At 68.5% G+C, this 15,632-nt stretch carries 15 protein-coding genes; 9 read left to right on the forward strand and 6 right to left on the reverse strand.

Going from position 1 to position 15,632, the window contains the following annotated elements; all coding sequences use genetic code 11:
* Window positions 1-94 precede the first annotated feature (94 nt).
* Entirely contained in the window at window positions 95-955 is an 861-nt protein-coding gene (locus tag FXF68_RS01290; protein ID WP_148756969.1) for a universal stress protein, read from the forward strand.
* Window positions 956-1,184: 229 nt separating this feature from the next.
* Window positions 1,185-1,637 (forward strand): pyridoxamine 5'-phosphate oxidase family protein, encoded by a 453-nt coding sequence (locus FXF68_RS01295; RefSeq protein WP_148756970.1) that lies wholly within the window; start codon window positions 1,185-1,187, stop codon window positions 1,635-1,637.
* Window positions 1,638-2,008: 371 nt separating this feature from the next.
* On the opposite strand, the gene FXF68_RS01300 is transcribed toward FXF68_RS01295, so the two are convergent.
* A complete protein-coding gene (locus FXF68_RS01300) occupies window positions 2,009-3,049 on the reverse strand; it encodes a zinc-dependent alcohol dehydrogenase family protein (protein WP_148756971.1) in 1,041 nt (346 codons plus the stop codon).
* 328 nt (window positions 3,050-3,377) lie between these two features.
* Between FXF68_RS01300 and FXF68_RS01305 the strand changes: the two genes are divergently transcribed.
* A complete protein-coding gene (locus FXF68_RS01305; RefSeq protein ID WP_148756972.1) occupies window positions 3,378-3,500 on the forward strand; it encodes a glyceraldehyde-3-phosphate dehydrogenase in 123 nt (40 codons plus the stop codon).
* 24 nt (window positions 3,501-3,524) lie between these two features.
* Window positions 3,525-4,166 (forward strand): SRPBCC family protein, encoded by a 642-nt coding sequence (locus tag FXF68_RS01310; protein WP_148756973.1) that lies wholly within the window; start codon window positions 3,525-3,527, stop codon window positions 4,164-4,166.
* Here FXF68_RS01310 and FXF68_RS01315 read toward each other — a convergent pair.
* Both FXF68_RS01315 and FXF68_RS01320 read right to left on the reverse strand, forming a co-directional pair.
* Window positions 4,117-5,247, reverse strand: coding sequence for an acetate/propionate family kinase (locus FXF68_RS01315; RefSeq protein ID WP_148756974.1), 1,131 nt, complete (start codon window positions 5,245-5,247; stop codon window positions 4,117-4,119). The two genes, FXF68_RS01310 and FXF68_RS01315, sit on opposite strands and share 50 nt — an antisense overlap.
* On the reverse strand, window positions 5,247-7,610 hold the full coding sequence (locus FXF68_RS01320) for a phosphoketolase family protein (RefSeq protein WP_148756975.1): 2,364 nt from the start codon (window positions 7,608-7,610) through the stop codon (window positions 5,247-5,249). Before FXF68_RS01320 ends, FXF68_RS01315 begins: the two co-directional genes overlap by 1 nt.
* A 208-nt stretch (window positions 7,611-7,818) precedes the next feature.
* Here FXF68_RS01320 and FXF68_RS01325 point away from each other — a divergent pair, with 208 nt between their 5' ends.
* Window positions 7,819-9,051, forward strand: coding sequence for an acetyl-CoA hydrolase/transferase family protein (locus FXF68_RS01325; protein WP_148756976.1), 1,233 nt, complete (start codon window positions 7,819-7,821; stop codon window positions 9,049-9,051).
* A 117-nt stretch (window positions 9,052-9,168) separates the two neighbouring features.
* Here FXF68_RS01325 and FXF68_RS01330 read toward each other — a convergent pair whose 3' ends face one another.
* Complete coding sequence (locus FXF68_RS01330; protein WP_148756977.1) at window positions 9,169-9,819, reverse strand: DUF4360 domain-containing protein; 651 nt, start codon at window positions 9,817-9,819, stop codon at window positions 9,169-9,171.
* 281 nt (window positions 9,820-10,100) lie between these two features.
* A complete protein-coding gene (locus tag FXF68_RS01335) occupies window positions 10,101-10,802 on the reverse strand; it encodes a GlxA family transcriptional regulator (protein ID WP_281292145.1) in 702 nt (233 codons plus the stop codon).
* A 234-nt stretch (window positions 10,803-11,036) separates the two neighbouring features.
* Between FXF68_RS01335 and FXF68_RS01340 the strand changes: the two genes are divergently transcribed.
* The 3 genes from FXF68_RS01340 (at window position 11,037) to FXF68_RS01350 (ending at window position 13,800) form a co-directional block, all read left to right on the forward strand.
* On the forward strand, window positions 11,037-11,336 hold the full coding sequence (locus FXF68_RS01340) for a putative quinol monooxygenase (RefSeq protein ID WP_148756978.1): 300 nt from the start codon (window positions 11,037-11,039) through the stop codon (window positions 11,334-11,336).
* A gap of 404 nt (window positions 11,337-11,740) precedes the next feature.
* On the forward strand, window positions 11,741-12,862 hold the full coding sequence (locus FXF68_RS01345) for a sensor histidine kinase (RefSeq protein WP_148756979.1): 1,122 nt from the start codon (window positions 11,741-11,743) through the stop codon (window positions 12,860-12,862).
* Window positions 12,859-13,800 carry a response regulator gene (locus tag FXF68_RS01350; protein WP_148756980.1) on the forward strand — a complete coding sequence of 314 codons (942 nt, stop codon included), beginning with the start codon at window positions 12,859-12,861 and terminating at the stop codon, window positions 13,798-13,800. Before FXF68_RS01345 ends, FXF68_RS01350 begins: the two co-directional genes overlap by 4 nt.
* 76 nt (window positions 13,801-13,876) lie before the next feature.
* Here the strand turns inward: FXF68_RS01350 and FXF68_RS41995 are convergent, their stop codons facing one another.
* Window positions 13,877-14,059, reverse strand: a complete 183-nt coding sequence (locus FXF68_RS41995) for a hypothetical protein (protein ID WP_187437649.1) — start codon at window positions 14,057-14,059, stop codon at window positions 13,877-13,879.
* A gap of 115 nt (window positions 14,060-14,174) precedes the next feature.
* On the opposite strand from FXF68_RS41995, the gene FXF68_RS01355 reads away from it, so the two are divergent.
* Complete coding sequence (locus FXF68_RS01355; RefSeq protein ID WP_187437650.1) at window positions 14,175-15,428, forward strand: DUF4407 domain-containing protein; 1,254 nt, start codon at window positions 14,175-14,177, stop codon at window positions 15,426-15,428.
* The last annotated feature ends 204 nt before the right edge of the window (window positions 15,429-15,632 follow it).

The raw sequence follows: 15,632 nt of genomic DNA on the forward strand, positions 1-15,632 counted from the left end.
AGAGCGTCCGCAACAGGCGGCGCGGCGCGCGCATGAGCTGCTCCTGCTGCCGCCGCTGCCACCGCACCGACCGCACTGACCTGAGGAGAGGGACATGTCCACGCAACGAACGACGATCCTGGCCGGAGCCGACGGCTCGACGTCCTCTGACCACGCCATCGGCTGGGCCGCCGACGAAGCCGCACGCACCGCCACGACCCTGCGCATCCTGCACGTCGTGGAGACCGCCACCCTGGACGGTCCGGGGCACACCACCGACGGCATCTCCGAAGCCCTCGTCAAATCCGGCAACCAGATCCTGGACGACGCCCGCGCCCTGGCCCTGCACCGCCGACCGGCCCTCACGATCGAGACCATGCTCGTCCACGACCGCACCGTCGCGGCCGGGCTGCGCCAGTACGCCGACGAAGCCACCGCCGTCGTCGTCGGGCATCGCGGCCGGGGCGGCTTCACCGGACTGCTGCTCGGCTCCACCAGCCTGCGCCTGGCCGGCCACTACCCCGGCCCCGTCATCGTCGTCCGCGACCCTTCCGACGGCCGCGACGCCTCGGCGGACGAGGTCGTGGTCGGCCTGGACCTAGCCGAAGACCCGGCCCCGGCCCTCGACCACGCCTTCGCCGCAGCCGCCGTCCGAGGCGCGCCATTGCGGGCGGTGCACGCCTGGCGCCCACCGCCGCTCGCGATCGAGGCACGGGTGGAATGGCCGATCCTCGCCGACTCGCTCCGCGGCCACCTGACCACGACCCTCGCCCCCTGGCGGGCGCGCTACCCCGACGTCAAAGTCGTCAAAGACGTGATCGCCGGCCACCCCACCGAGGCGCTGGCCGCAGCCTCCGCCAGTGCCGCCCTACTCGTCGTGGGCTCGCGCGGACGCTCCATCCCGCTCGGCTCGGTCAGCCACGGCGTGATCCACCACGCCCACTGCCCGGTCGCCGTCGTCCGCCCCTACGAATGACCGGCCCGAGCCGGTCGGCTGCGCGAGGCGACGCGCCGTTCGCGAGACGACTCAAGGCCGACACGCTGCTGCTTCTCACAGACGTTCCCGCCGCCATGCGTGAGCAAGGGTTCGTGAACGCTTGTCCCGTCAGGGAGTTCACCCTGCTTGAGTTGCGGGCAGTGGACCTGCCGGACGGGTCCGTCCCGACGCTCCCGTCCGGCGCCGCGGGCACGCGAATCGAGGCCACATGAGCACCGAGCTGGAAACACTCGACCGAGCCACCTGCCTGGATCTGATCCGCCGCGTCCAGGTCGGCCGCATCGCCTGGGCCGAGGACGGCGGGATCGTCGACGTCCTCCCGGTCAACTTCGTCATGGACGGCGACACGCCCGTCTTCATGACCGCGCCCGGATCCAAACTCGACGCCGTCCGCGCCGGGCGTCCGCTCACCTTCGAAGCCGACGACCTCGAACCCGCGCTCCGATCCGCGTGGAGCGTCCTCATCACCGGCCGCCCCGAGATCGTCACCGACCCCGCCGAGGTGGAACGGCTCCGGACGCTGCCCCTCATCCCATGGATCCACTGGCCCGACGCTTCCTTCGTACGGCTGAGTCCCCACAGCGTCTCCGGCCGCCGGATTCCCTTGCACCCGGGCGGAGTCACCGTCGAACACGTCGACCCGTCCGACGACTCCGCCTGACACCGCGCCACCCAGGTCAGGCGTCGCCCTCCGCCCCAGCGCCGCCTCCCCCATCCACATCTCCTACGACATCGAGATCCAGCCCGGCACGTCGTGGCAGAGCCCTTTGCGGGACGGCCACGGCTGACCGAACGGAGACAGACTTTGGTCCTTTATGAAGGGGACGGCCGGAAGGACGGACGGCGTCGGTGCCGGTGACGATGGCCCCTCCCCCCACACCGGTGAGAGGCACAAGGCGGCCGCCTGAACCGCCTCCCCACGGCGCGGACGGCAAAAGGCCCGGCTTGAGCCGGGCCTTCTCACTTACCGCGGGCGCGGGCGGGAAGAAGCCGCCGCCACCGATCGACGGCTGCGGCTTCCCCTGGGCGGTGTCAGCGGGTCAGGACGACTTTGAGCGCTCCGGTGTGGGCGGCGTCGGCGAAGACGTCATATGCCTTGGGGAACTCGTCCAGCGTGAAGTGGTGGGTGATGAAGCGTCCGGCGTCGAGTCGGCCGCCCGACAGCAGGCGGAGCAGGGTCGGGGTGGAGAAGGTGTCCACCAGGCCCGTGGTGATGGTGATGTCACGGATCCACTGCTCCTCCAGATGCAGCGCCGCCGGAGCGCCGTGCACGCCGATGTTGGCGATCCGGCCGCCCGGCCGGGCCAGCGCGACCGTCAACTCGAACGCCTCGGGCACGCCGACCGCCTCCACCGTCACGTCCGCGCCGAGCCCGTCGGTCAGGTCGCGGACGGCGCTCAGGGCGTCCTCGCGGGAGTTGTTGATCGTGATGTCGGCGCCGAACTCCTTGGCCGCCTCCAGCCGGCTGTCGGCCAGGTCGATCGCGATGACGTGGCTCGGGCTGAACAGCCGCGCGCCCATGATCGCCGCCAGTCCGATCGGGCCCGCGCCCACCACGGCCACGACGTCGCCCGGGCCGACGGCCCCGTTCAGTACTCCGACCTCGTAGCCGGTCGGCAGGATGTCGGCCAACATCAGCACGTCCTGGGCGGGCACCCCGGAGGGCAGCGGGTGGACGGAGGTGTCGGCGAACGGCACCCGCACGTACTCGGCCTGCGTCCCGTCGATCTTGTGGCCGAGGATCCAGCCACCGCCGCCGAGGCACTGCCCGTAGCGGCTCTCGCGGCAGAACCGGCACCTTCCGCAGGCGGTGATGCACGACACCAGCACCTGGTCGCCCGGCCTGACCGTCCGCACGCCGGGACCGACCGCCTCGACCGTGCCGACCGCCTCGTGCCCGAGGATCCGCCCGTCCGTCACGGCCGGGACGTCGCCCTTGAGAATGTGCAGATCCGTGCCGCAGATCGTCACCGCATCCACCCGGACGACCGCGTCACCATCGTCGATGAGCTGCGGCTTGGGAACCTCTTCCCATGCCTTCTTCCCAGGGCCGTGATAAATGAGCGCACGCATGGCACGCCTCCTTCATTGAAGTCTCTTCTCGGTCACCGCGAAACCGGTCGCTCGCGCACGGGGGCTCCTACGTTCACCCTCGTCAACCCCGACTGCCGCGGTGTAGGGAGCTACGTCCGCAGCCCGCTTCAACTGGGCTTCCCCCACTCACTGACAGTGCACATCCGCGGTCCCGCGTGCCTCTAGGGACGAACGTCCCTCTTCGCCGCGTACGGGGAACGACTCGTCGCGACGAAGGTCCCTGGTTCCCTCCCATCGGCCGACAGAGCCTGGAAGTGAAGCCGAACAGCGCCCACGGGAGACGAGATGACCACTCCGATGGGGATCGATGGATACCGACCCCGCCACCAGCACCGGCGCCGCCCGCTCCGTCGGCATGGTGATCCCCGAGCTGGCCGGACGCTTCGACGGCATGGCCCTGCGCGTCCCGGTCGAGACTGCGGCGGCATAGTGATAAGGATGCGGAGAATGCGAGATGGGCAAAGCTAAAGCACTTATCGGGCTTGGTTCGGCGGCTGCGGGGCTCGCGGCGGCTTATCCGGTGTTCTTGCGCAAGCGGTGCCTCACGTGGGGCGCGACCGGCGACGAGGCGAGCATGACCATGCCTGGGGACGATCTGCTGGCCGAGCCCGCCGTCCTGGCCACGCGGGCGATCACGGTGCACGCCCCCGCCGATGCGGTCTGGCCCTGGCTGGTCCAGATGGGCAGCGGCAGAGGCGGCGCCTACACCTACGACTGGATCGAGAACCTCCTTGGCCTGGACATGCACAGCGCCAAGGAGGTCCTCCCCGAATTCCAGAACCTCCAGGTCGGCGAAACGTATCCGCTAGGCCCCAAAGGGCCGCGTCTTCGCGTGGAAATCCTCGACCCCGACCACGCGCTGGTGTTCCGTTCTGAGGACGGTAATTGGGTTTGGGCGTTCGCGCTGCTGCCCTGCGCTGACGGAAGTCGGCTGGTCAGCCGTAACCGAATCGCGATGCCGCACGCCTCGATTCCCGTCCGGCTGTTCAATCTGCTGGTCATGGAACCCGGAAGCCTCATCATGGAACGCAGAATGCTGTTCGGCATCAAAGAACGCGCCGAGGCCCTCGTCCGAGATCCGACCTCTGCCGGCTGAGGGCCGAGCGGGTGCCCGCGGCGATCTCCAGGTCTTCGCGGGCGGTGACCACGACCGCCGCGACCGCGGCGTCCGGTGGGCTGATCACCGAGTCGCCGCGGGCGGCGGCGTTGCGCTCGGGGTCGAGCCGGGCGCCCAGGTAGGCCAGGTCGGCGGCCAGCCGCCGGCGGGTCTCGGGGGCGTGCTCGCCGACCCCGCCGGTGAACACCAACGCGTCCAACCCGCCCAGGGCGGCGGTCATCGCGGCTGCTTGACCGCGCAGCCGGTGATGGTAGACCGCCAGCGCTGACACCGCCTCTTCGTCGTGAGCCGCGGCTCGGGACCGCAGTGTGCGCATGTCGCCTGTCCCGGCAAGGGCGCGCAGCCCGGAGCGGTGCTCGAAGGCGTCCCGCAGTTCCTCGGCGGGGACGCCGTGTGCCAGCAGCCAGAGCGGGATTCCGGGGTCGATGGCCCCCGCGCGGGTGGCCATGACCAGTCCGTCGAGCGGGGTGAATCCCATCGTTGTGTCAACCGACCTGCCGCCCGCCACAGCCGCCAGCGACGCGCCCGCGCCCAGGTGGCACACCACCAGGCGCAGGTCGGAGAGGTCGGCGTCCAGCAGCTCGGCGGCGCGGCGGGCGGCGTAGGCGTGCGACAGGCCGTGGAACCCGTAGCGGCGCAGCCCGTACCGCTCGCGCCATTCGGCGGGCAGCGCGTAGGTCGCGGCGGCCTCGGGGAGGGTGGCGTGGAAGGCGGTGTCGAAGCACGCCACGGCGGGGACGTCGGGGAACGCCCGGCGGATCTCTCCCAGCGCGTACAGCGACAGCGGTTGGTGCAGCGGCGCCAGGTCGGCCAGCGCGTGCAGGCGCTCGGCGACCTCGTCGTCGATCACCACGGGACGGGTGTAGTCGCGTCCGCCGTGGACGAAGCGGATGCCGACCGCGTCAGGCGGCGGCAGCCGCGCCACGGAGGCGAGCACGCGCTCGGCCTCCCGATCCGCCCCGCCCGTGGACAGTTCGACACGCGCGCGTACGGTGTCGTCGGCCTCTACCAGGCTGAACTTGACGCTGCTGGAGCCGGGGTTGACGGTGAGGACCCTCATCAATGCGGCCACGTCCAGTTCTGGATTTCGGGGGCGTCCTGGCCGTGTTCGCGGGTGTAGGCGCGGAGGCGGAGGCGTTCGTCGGCCATGCGCTGCCTGATGTGCGCGACCCGTCCGCCCAGGGAGGGGACGCGGTCGATGACGTCCATGACCAGGTGGAAGCGGTCCAGGTCGTTGAGCATGACCATGTCGAAGGGCGTGGTCGTCGTTCCTTCTTCCTTGTAGCCCCGGACGTGCAGGTTGTGGTGCCCGGCGCGGCGGTAGGTGAGCCGGTGGATCAGGTACGGGTAGCCGTGGAAGGCGAAGATGATCGGCTTGTCGGTGGTGAACAGCGCGTCGAACTCGGTGTCGGACAGCCCGTGCGGGTGCTCCTCGACCGGCTGCAACCGCATGAGGTCGACCACGTTCACCACCCGGACCCGCAGTTCCGGGAACAGACGGCGGAGCAGGTCGACGGCGGCGAGCGTCTCCAGCGTCGGGACGTCGCCCGCGCACGCCAGCACAACGTCGGGATCGGCTCCGCCGTCGGTGGACGCCCATTCCCAGATCCCGATTCCGCGCGTGCAGTGCGCGACGGCGGCGTCCATCGGAAGCCAGACCGGGGCGGGCTGCTTTCCGGCGACGATTACGTTGACGTAGTCGCGGGAGCGCAGACAATGGTCGCCTACCGAGAGCAGGGTGTTGGCGTCCGGCGGCAGGTAGACACGGACGATCTCCGGCTTCTTGTTCATGACGACGTCCAGGAAACCGGGGTCCTGATGGGTGAAGCCGTTGTGGTCCTGCCGCCACACGTGCGAGGAAAGAAGGTAGTTCAGCGACGCGATCGGACGCCGCCACGGCAGCGCCCGGGTGACCTTCAACCATTTCGCATGCTGGTTGAACATCGCGTCCACGATATGGATGAAAGCCTCGTAGCTGTTGAACAGGCCGTGCCGCCCGGTGAGGAGATATCCCTCCAGCCAGCCCTGGCAGAGGTGCTCGCTCAACACCTCCATGACCCGTCCGGCCCGGGCCAGATGGTCGTCGGTCGGGAGCAGTTCGCCCCCGAAGACCCGGTCGGTGACCTCGAAAACGGCGCCCAGCCGGTTTGACGCGGTCTCGTCCGGGCCCATGATGCGGAAATTGGACGGGTTGGCGGCGACGACGTCGCGCAGGTAGTCGCCCAGGACGCGGGTCGCCTCCGCCGTGGCCCGGCCGTGCCCCTTCACCGGCACCGCGAACGCGCGCGGGTCGGGCAGGTCGAGCGGGCGTAGCAGCAGGCCGCCGTTCGCGTGCGGGTTCGCGCTCATCCGCCGCTCCCCCTCGGGGGCCTGCGCGCGGACCTCCGCGACCGGGCGTCCCGCGCCGTCGAACAACTCGTCCGGACGGTACGAGCGGAGCCACTCCTCAAGCTGCGCGAGGTGCCCGGGGTTGTCGCGGACGCCCGCGAGCGGGACCTGGTGGGCGCGCCAGGTCCCCTCGACGGGGAGCCCGTCGACCTGCTCGGGGCCGGTCCAGCCCTTCGGCGTCCGCAGGATGATCATCGGCCAGCGGGGCCGGTCCGTCGCGCCCTCCTGCCGCGCCGTCCGCTGGATGCGGGCGATCTCGTCGAGGGCGCGGTCGAGCGTCTCGGACATCTCCCGGTGCATGACGGCCGGGTCGTCCCCGGACACGATGATCGGGGCGTAGCCGTATCCCTCGAAGAGGCGGACCAGCTCGTCCTCCGGGACGCGGGCCAGCACCGCCGGATTGGCGATCTTGTAGCCGTTCAGGTGCAGGATCGGCAGCACCGCCCCGTCGTGCACGGGGTCGACGAACTTGGTGGAATGCCAGGCGGTCGCCAGCGGCCCGGTCTCGGCCTCCCCGTCCCCGACAATGCACGCGACGACGAGACCCGGATTGTCGAAGGCCGCGCCGTAGGCGTGCGCGAGCGAGTATCCGAGTTCGCCGCCCTCGTGGATGGAGCCCGGCGTCTCCGGCGCGACATGGCTCGGAATTCCGCCGGGGAAGGAGAACTGGCGGAACAGACGGCGCATCCCGGCCTCGTCCTGGGAGATCCGGGGATAGACCTCGCTGTAGGTCCCTTCCAGCCAGGCGTTGGCGACGGCCGCGGGGCCGCCGTGCCCGGGCCCCATGATGTAGATCATGTCCAGGTCACGTGCCTTGATGACCCGGTTCAAGTGGGCGTAGCAGAAGTTGAGCCCTGGAGAAGTTCCCCAATGGCCCAGCAAACGCGGTTTGATGTGCTCCGGCCGCAACGGTTCACGAAGCAGCGGATTGTCCAGCAGATAGATCTGACCGGCCGACAGATAATTCGCCGCCCGCCAATATGCGTCGATCAGCTCGATCTCGGTGCGAACGGGCTCCGCGGTCGTGGACGTCACTGCTCCTCCAAATGCGCTCGTTGATCTCAGCGAATCACGCCGCGGCGGCACCGGGGCAGGGTCGAAGGTCACACCCGGCCGGGCTCGGGAAAGGACCTTGGTCCGTTGCACACTCAGATCCCGGGGTATTCGCTGTTGAGACGGGGCTTCGCCGCGAGACGCGAAGGGGAACGATGCGAGCGACGGAACGGACTCGGAGGGCGCGCGGATGCGGGTGATTTCGGAGGATCGGCTCGCTGCCGTGCTGGCCAGCCTGCCAGGACGCCCGCGCGTCGTCGCCGGGGGCAACTTCGCCACCCCGCGCCGGATCCTGCCGATCCTCGACGAAGCGCTCCCGGAGTACCGGCTGTTCATGCTGAACGCCCAAGGCGACCTGCCCGACCGGGACGGCGTGGACCTGGAGACCCCGTTCGTCGGCGCGGGCATGCGCGGCCGGGGCAACCTGCGGTACTTCCCATCCCGCCTGTCGCTGGTGCCCGAGCTCCTGAAGGGCCCGCTGCCTCCCGACGTCGTCGTCGTGCAGACCTCGGTCCCGTCGGGCGGAACGGTCTCGCTGGGCATCGAGGTCAACATCCTGCCCGCCGCCATCGAGGCCGTCCGCGCCCGCGGCGGACTCGTGATCGCCCAGCTCAACCCGCAGATGCCTTACACCTACGGCGACGCCGTCCTGCCCATCGACGAGATCGACCACGCCATCGAGAGCGACGAGCCGCTGGCCACGCCGACGACACGTCCGCCCGGAGAGATCGCGACCCGGATCGGGCTGCGCGTGGCGCAGCTCGTGCCCGAGCAGGCGACCCTGCAACTCGGCATCGGCGCCGTCCCGGACGCGGTCCTGGCCTCTCTCCTGGACCGCCGCGGCCTCGGCGTGTGGTCGGAGATGTTCAGCGACGGCGTCCTGGCGCTGGAGAAGGCCGGCGCGCTCGACCGGACCGTCCCCGTCACCGCCTCGTTCGCCTTCGGCAGCCGCGAACTCTACGACTGGGTCGACCACAACGAACGCGTCCGGATGCTGCGAACCGAGAAGACCAACGACCCCGGCCTCATCGCCCGTCGGCCCCGGCTGATCTCGGTGAACTCAGCCCTGCAAGTCGACCTGTACGCCCAGGCCAACGCCAGCCGCGTACGCGGAGTCGTCTACTCGGGGTTCGGCGGCCAGACCGACTTCGTCGTCGGTGCCCTGCACTCTCCCGGCGGACACGCCATCATCGCCCTCCCCTCCTGGCACCCCCGCGCCGACGTCTCCACCGTCATCCCCAGCCTCGCCGGGCCCGTCACGTCCTTCCAACACAGCTACATCGTCAGCGAACAGGGCACCGCGACCATCTGGGGACACGACGCCGCCTCCCAGGCCCAGCAGATCGTCGACCAGGTCGCCCACCCCTCCGCCCGCGACGACCTACGCGAACAAGGCCGCCGCCTCGGCTTTTCTCTCAACTAACCAACACCCACACGTCCCGCTTGGGACGACGGCCAGAGGGCAGTTCGATCAGGGAGTCCGATCGCTTGTTTGAGTGCGGCGCGCAAGGAGCAGGGAGAGGTGTGCCGGGGCAGCCGCTCACCGGGGTCGGGGTGGGGCGGGGCACTCTTTCCAGGCGAATTCGTAGACGTCGGCGTTGGGCAGTTCCAGGAAGCTCTTCCTGTTCTTGTCCGAGGTGCCGATGTCGATGAGCATGCCCGTCTGGATGCGAATGAGGGGATCCTCGCCGCACGCCTTGTACTTCAGTTCGGTGTCAGGGCCCCGAAGTTGCCGGACCCCTCTGAACGGGCCACTGAGCTTCTCTACTCTCGTCAGCGGACCCGGATCGCCCGGGAAGAAGATCCGCGATGTCAGAACAGCCGAGGCCCCGGACTGGAGTTGTCCCCGGACCGTGTAGTCCACCGGCCTGACGGCAAAGGTGTGGCTCGACGGGATATGGTAATCAAGGAAGAGGTCACATTGCTTCCGGTAGTCATCTGGACCTGAACCGGCGCCGTCCTGGGCGGCCATTGAGCCCAGCCGGACGGTGAATCCGGTGTGGTCCTTCTTAAGGGAGACCTCTACTTTTCCGTCCGGTCCGGGCGGGCACCCTGTACCTTCGTATCCCACCACCCCCAGGGTCATCTCCCCAGGCGGAAGGGGGTCTGCGGATGCCGCGGCGGAGGCCAGGCAGGGCAGGACGAGAGTGGCACTCAGGGCCACGAGCATTGTCCGTCCGGTGTTCATCATGGGTCAGCACTCCAGGCCAGACGTGAGTGAAGGCCGCGCCGACGGTCGGTACAGCCGCAGTGATCCTGGGGCCGAGAATCCCGATAAGATTATTTCTGGACAATGAATAATGTCAATGTTGAATTCGTTCTATTTCTGTTCATCTTTAACTTGAGGGTGTTCGGGTCTTCGTTTGGCAAGTGATCCGCTTTGCCCGCACCGCCACGACGACGATGATGAAAGCTGATGGCCCGCAGACGCCACTGCCGCAACAAGGTCCCAGCCTGCTTGATTCGCCCAGGTCATCGGCGCAGGGCGCCTGCCGTTGCGCCAGTGCGCTCGCGCAGGAGAATTCGGAGCGTGTTGGCGTGCTCGTAGCCGACCCTTCGAGCAATGATCTCCAGGGGCAGATCCGTCGTTTTCAGGAGGTGCGAGGCACGTTCGACGCGCAGGTCCTGGACGAAGCGGACGGGTGACGTGCCGAGCGTGCGGCGCATGGCCCGCTGGAGCGTGCGTTCGCTGACGCCGATGGCCTGCGCCGCGTCCGCGATCGAGATCGGTTGATCGAGGTGGGTGCGAGCCCAGCGCTCGAACGCGGCGAGCGTCGGGTCGCTCTGTGCGAGTGCCGCGGCGATGGTGTACGCCGCCTGTGACGGGCGCTCGTCGACCACCAGGTATCGGGCGACCAGCTCCGCGAGCGCCGGGCTGTTCATCCGGACGATCGCCAGTGCGAGGTCGACGTGTGCGAAGGCCGCCCCGGCGGTGGTCACGCCGTCCGATGTGGTGACCATGCGGGCCTCGTCGACCGTGACCTCCGGGTAGCGCATGCGGAAGTACGGTGCGAGCCACCAACTCGTAGTGGCGCGCAGCCCTTCGAGGACTCCTGACTCGGCCAGCAGGAATGTTCCCGTGCAAGCGGAGGCGATGGGTGTGCGGCGTTCGCGTGTCGTGGCCACGAGTCGCCGCAGGGGCGCTGCGTCCGAACTCGAGACGTGCGCGATCAGAGCATCGGGCCGCTCGCCCCCGCCAGCACATCGAGGACGGCCGCGAGCCCGGAGTCGAAAACACCGTCGCATGCGAGTACAGCGACATGCATGACGGAAACGATATCGATCAGGTCGTTTCCGCCACTGGGTGGGGTGGCTTGAGCGGCCTAGGTTCTTCGTTGTCCGGACGAAGATCCGGTGCCTTGTACCGGCGCCGCACGTTTCCACGAATCCACATCACGGGAGTGCTTCATGACCAAACTCGGACTGCTGGCGAAGATCGAGGCCAAGCCCGAATACGCCGACAAGGTCGAGGCCCTGCTGCACGGCGCGCTGCAACTCGCGCTGCAGGAGGAGGACACCGTCGCCTGGTTCGCATTCCGGCTCAGCGCCACCACTTTCGGCGTGTTCGACACCTTCGATGACGAGCAGGGGCGTCAGAAGCATCTGGAGGGCAGGATCGCCGCCGCGCTGATGGAGGCCGCGGAGACCATGCTCAGCGAAGCGCCTGAGATCCGGCCTCTCGATGTCCTAGCAGCCAAGCTTCCCTGACCAGGCCGAAGAGGATGGCCGCGGGCGAGATGATCCGCTGCGTCGCGCTGCGCCGGTCGGGCGACGTCCTTTTCGCTCGCATCAACTAATGGATCACTTCCCACTGAGCCGTGCGCCTCACCTAGGCGGGTAGGACCTCTGGACCAGCGGCGAAACGATCTCGCAGCGCGGCGTTGCGGGCGTTCTGATTCTGCGAATACGGATCCGCGTAACCGAGATGTGTTCAACGGGATTCAGCGTCCGGCCGTCTCATTGGCGCCGAGGGCCGGATGAGCGGAGGGGCGGCTGTGGCGCTTTTGGAGAGTCCGTCGCGTTCGAAAAGGGTCAGACAGGCTCTGGATTGGAGCACGGTTCCGGACATAACGGACGACTTCGTCCGGGATACCGAGCGCGGGCTCGCCTTCGTGGCGGCCTTCGTCCGGGTCTTCATGGTCGTCTTCTTGGTCATTCCGCTGTTCGGGTGGCACAAGCTGGTTCATCCCTGGCTCGCGGTGCTCGCCCTTCTCGCCGCGGCGGCCGAGGCCGCCTACGTCGCGCGGCGGCTGCGCGCCACCAAGAGGATCAAGGACGATGTGCGGCTCGCCGTCGTGGACGTCGCGTTCTGCATCATCCTGATGGCCGTCGGATCGCAGGCCGCCGCGCCGCACGACCGCAACGTGATCATGACCGAGGTGATCCCGTTCAGCCTGATCGCCTCGCTGATCCTCGCCTTCGCGATCGGGCTCCGCGTCCGCTCGCTGCTGGCGATCCTCGTCCTGTGGGGTTCCTGGTGCCTCGCCCTGCTGCCCGACGCCGGGCTGAAGCTCGGCTCGGACCTGCTCGGCTTCGTCATGTGGTTCGTCGTCGGCCTGTACGTCGCCACGCAGTTGCGGTCGATGGCCGCCGAGACCGCGAAGGCCACCGCCGCCGCCCGCGAGGCCGAGGCGAAGACCGCGAAGGCCACCGCCGCCGCCCGCGAGGCCAAGGCGAAGCTCGAACGCGAGCGCCTCTTCCGGGACGTGCACAACGACGTGGCGGGCATCTTCGACCTCCTCGCCGTCGACATGCGGCTGCCGGAGGACGCGCGCGACCTCGCCGCGTCCGGCGGCCGCGCCGCGCGGAACATGCTCCGCGACGTCCACGGGGACCGGCCCGCATTCCACGACCGCCTGATGGAGCTGACCTCTCGTTATCGGCTGCGGGGCATGCTCGTCCATCCGCGCTTCCACATCGACGACGAACCGCCGGACGACGTCGCCGACGTCGTCCTCGGCGCCGCGGCCGCCGCGCTCGCCAACACCCGCCGGCACTCGGGACCGGCCCCGGAGGCCACGTTCTTCGCCGCGTTCGACTCCGACGGCGTCCTGATCGTCAGCGTGATCGACGAGGGGACGGGGTTCGACGTCGACTCCGTCCGCACGGGCGGCGGGCTCGGGCGGCTCCCCCAGGCGGTCCGCGACATCGGCGGCTCCTGGGAGATCCGTTCGGCTCCCGGCGAGGGCACGCAGGTCCACATCACATGGCCGGCGGAGGAGGAAGAGCGATGACCGAGCGCCATGTCATCGTCATCGACGACCACCCCGGATTCTCGCAGTTGTACTCGGACGCCCTGAGCGCATTACTGGAACCGCGGGGCTGTACCGTCCTGCGGCCGGTCGACCGGGTGGAGGCCGTCCCATCGGCGCCGGGCGCGCGGAGCGTGGCGATGTGCGACATCCATCTCGGGCACGGCAGGTTGTTCGGGAGCCGGGCCGTGGCCCATTTGAAGTCGAAGGGCTGGAACGTCCTGCTGTTCTCGCATGCCGCGCCTCGACTCCAGATGCTCGAGTGCGTGGTCGCGGGGGCGAACGGCTTCATCCCGAGCTCACGCCCGGACAAGCTGGTGGAATGGGCGGTCGTGCGGGTCGCCGACGGGCTTCTGCACATGTCCGCGGAGCTCGCCGAGGCGATTCTTCAAGAGTTCCGTAGGGAGAACGTCCTGAACCCCTGGGAACGAAAGACCTTACGCCGCTATGAGTGCCGATTCTATGGCGGTCCAACAGCGTCGGAGGCGGACCAGCGCGAACTGCAACGTTTGTTCCGCACGCTCGCGGTGGGTCTTCGCGGACGCAAGTTGACCCTGCAACAGCGTCGCGTCGCCTGGGCGGTCGCCTGCGGCGGCGTCTCCAGTATTCCCGACATGGCCAAGCTGATAGACAAGACCGAGAGCAACTTCAGCCGCGAACTCAGCCTGCTCCTGGCCAGCTTCAAGGCGGCGTTCGAGCGCGACTACACCGTGGTCGAATGGCTGCACCGTGAGACCGGACGTCCCTTGTTCGCGGACGAGGCCGCCCGCTACGACCCGGCGGAGTTGCGCAAGGTCAGCCAGCTCCGCCTCACCCTGCCGGGCGAGCCGGAGGACCGGGCGGAGCTGAAGGCCCAGACCGCGGCCCGGCTCTGGGCACGCCGCCTCGGCCTGTGCGCGGGAGACTGCCCGGAGAAATAGCCCGAATCCAGGAAACGCTGGAAGACCGGTATCGGAGAGGCTCGAAGGTGAGCCGGCGCACCAGGCTCGGCCATCTTCAGAGAAAGCGACCGGTAATGAAAGATGAGTCCGCCTCACCTCGTCCGCCGAGAAAACCTCCCAAGGCGAAAGCGAAGGGGGCGAAGAATTCCGGGGGCTCCGCGCGTGCCGGATCATCCGGGAACGCGTCCTCGAAGAAGCGCGGCAGATCTCCGTCGAAGAAGCCCGGCACCACGCCCAAGCGCACGCCCAAGCGCGGGACGTCCGGCAGTCGCCCTCAGGCACGGCGCGACACCTCGGCCGGTCGATGGCCGAGCAGGTTCGTCATCGCGCTCACCGGAGGTCGCCGGGAGTACATGAATGCCAACGAGCAGATCAGGTGCGTGAACCTGGGCATGCTCATGATCTTCACTACGGCGCTGGCGATCGGCTCCGCGACCGCACTGGCCGCCATGGCGACGCATCGTTCGATGCTCGCGATGCTGCCGGTCGGTCTGTTCTTCGGCGGCTTCGTCTTCTTCATCGACCGCTCGGTGACCAGCTACGTCCCGAACTACCGGAACGTGCGCTTCGTGACGAAGAAATCCGTCAGGACGGTGAAAGCACCCCTAGGCGAGGTGAAACTGCCGTCCGAGACAACGTTGGAGGTGAAGAAGGATCCGCCCGGCCACGGCTGGGGGGTGATCGGACCGCGCATCGCGATCGCCGTCGTGGCGTCCCTCCTGGTCTCGGAGATCGTGCTGACCTACATTTTCCAGGATCTCATCGGCCAGCAACTCGACAACGACCACGGCGCGCAGATCACAACGTCGCAAGAGCGCCTGGACCGTGAGTACAGGGGCCGGGTCCAGCCGTTCCAGAAAGAGATCGACAAAGCGAAGGCGTACGAGAAGAAGGTGTCCGAGGACTACACCGCGCGCGAGCGGCAGGCCGACTGCCAGCTACAGGGCACCTGCGGTCTAGCAGGTGCGGGCCCGCTTTTCACCGAGGCCAAGAACTCGTTGGACGCGCTGCGCCAGCAGAAGGAACAGGCGCACGGGGCCGTCGTGGACGCCGAGAAGAAGAACCAGCCACAGATCGACCGGCTCAACGCCGAACGCGACCGGCGTAAGAGCGAGGTCGTCTCCGACACGGGAGCGGTGGAGGGCTTACTCGCCAAGGAGGAGGCGTTCTGGTCGCTGACCAAGTCGAGCGGGGTCGTCCTGTTCTTCCGCGTCATGCTGGCTCTCCTGCTTCTGGCGATCGACCTGTCACCGATCATCTACAAGCTGTCTCACAAGGCGGAGGTCCACGACCAACGCGTACGCGATGAGAACCTGCGCGATCGCATACGGAGCTTCTGGGAGAACCTGGGCGACGACACTCCTGGCGGGGGTCCCGGCGGCGGACCTCCGGACCCGGCCACCGCGTTGAAGGAGCAGATGCAAACGCAGCGGACGATCATGGCGTACCTGCATCGGCAGGCGCTGACCCGGCTGCGCCAGCGGGCTGAGGAGAAGACGCTGCGCCTCAAATTGAAACAGCAGTACGAAGCACAGCAACGCCGCGCCACCACCAAACGGGCGACGGTCAGCGACCTGAACGCCCGCCGCAAGAAGCACGGCGCATAGAGGAACGACGCGATCCCGGCCGCGCTCGGCGGCCTCCCGCGGGACTTGAACACCCGCGTTCAGCCACGGCGACGCCGCCGCGTGCCGCCGGTCGTACGGCCGCGTCGATCAGAAATCCTGTTGATCGGTCATCCAGCGGCCCTTCGGAAGCGAATCCCGGGTTGTCGCTCACGGTCGGTGAGCGTGATCCAGCGGTCACCGGGA

The sequence above is a fragment of the Actinomadura decatromicini genome (assembly GCF_008121305.1).
In the GTDB taxonomy this organism is placed as follows: domain Bacteria; phylum Actinomycetota; class Actinomycetes; order Streptosporangiales; family Streptosporangiaceae; genus Spirillospora; species Spirillospora syzygii.

Bases quoted from the DNA above. Each gene is read 5' to 3' on its own strand.
- FXF68_RS01290 (WP_148756969.1), top strand. From the start codon at position 95: ATGTCCACGCAACGAACGACGATCCTGGCCGGAGCCGACGGCTCGACG.
- FXF68_RS01295 (WP_148756970.1), top strand. From the start codon at position 1,185: ATGAGCACCGAGCTGGAAACACTCGACCGAGCCACCTGCCTGGATCTG.
- FXF68_RS01300 (WP_148756971.1), bottom strand. From the start codon at position 3,049: ATGCGTGCGCTCATTTATCACGGCCCTGGGAAGAAGGCATGGGAAGAG.
- FXF68_RS01305 (WP_148756972.1), top strand. From the start codon at position 3,378: ATGGATACCGACCCCGCCACCAGCACCGGCGCCGCCCGCTCCGTCGGC.
- FXF68_RS01310 (WP_148756973.1), top strand. From the start codon at position 3,525: ATGGGCAAAGCTAAAGCACTTATCGGGCTTGGTTCGGCGGCTGCGGGG.
- FXF68_RS01315 (WP_148756974.1), bottom strand. From the start codon at position 5,247: ATGAGGGTCCTCACCGTCAACCCCGGCTCCAGCAGCGTCAAGTTCAGC.
- FXF68_RS01325 (WP_148756976.1), top strand. From the start codon at position 7,819: ATGCGGGTGATTTCGGAGGATCGGCTCGCTGCCGTGCTGGCCAGCCTG.
- FXF68_RS01330 (WP_148756977.1), bottom strand. From the start codon at position 9,819: ATGATGAACACCGGACGGACAATGCTCGTGGCCCTGAGTGCCACTCTC.
- FXF68_RS01340 (WP_148756978.1), top strand. From the start codon at position 11,037: ATGACCAAACTCGGACTGCTGGCGAAGATCGAGGCCAAGCCCGAATAC.
- FXF68_RS01350 (WP_148756980.1), top strand. From the start codon at position 12,859: ATGACCGAGCGCCATGTCATCGTCATCGACGACCACCCCGGATTCTCG.
- FXF68_RS01355 (WP_187437650.1), top strand. From the start codon at position 14,175: ATGAATGCCAACGAGCAGATCAGGTGCGTGAACCTGGGCATGCTCATG.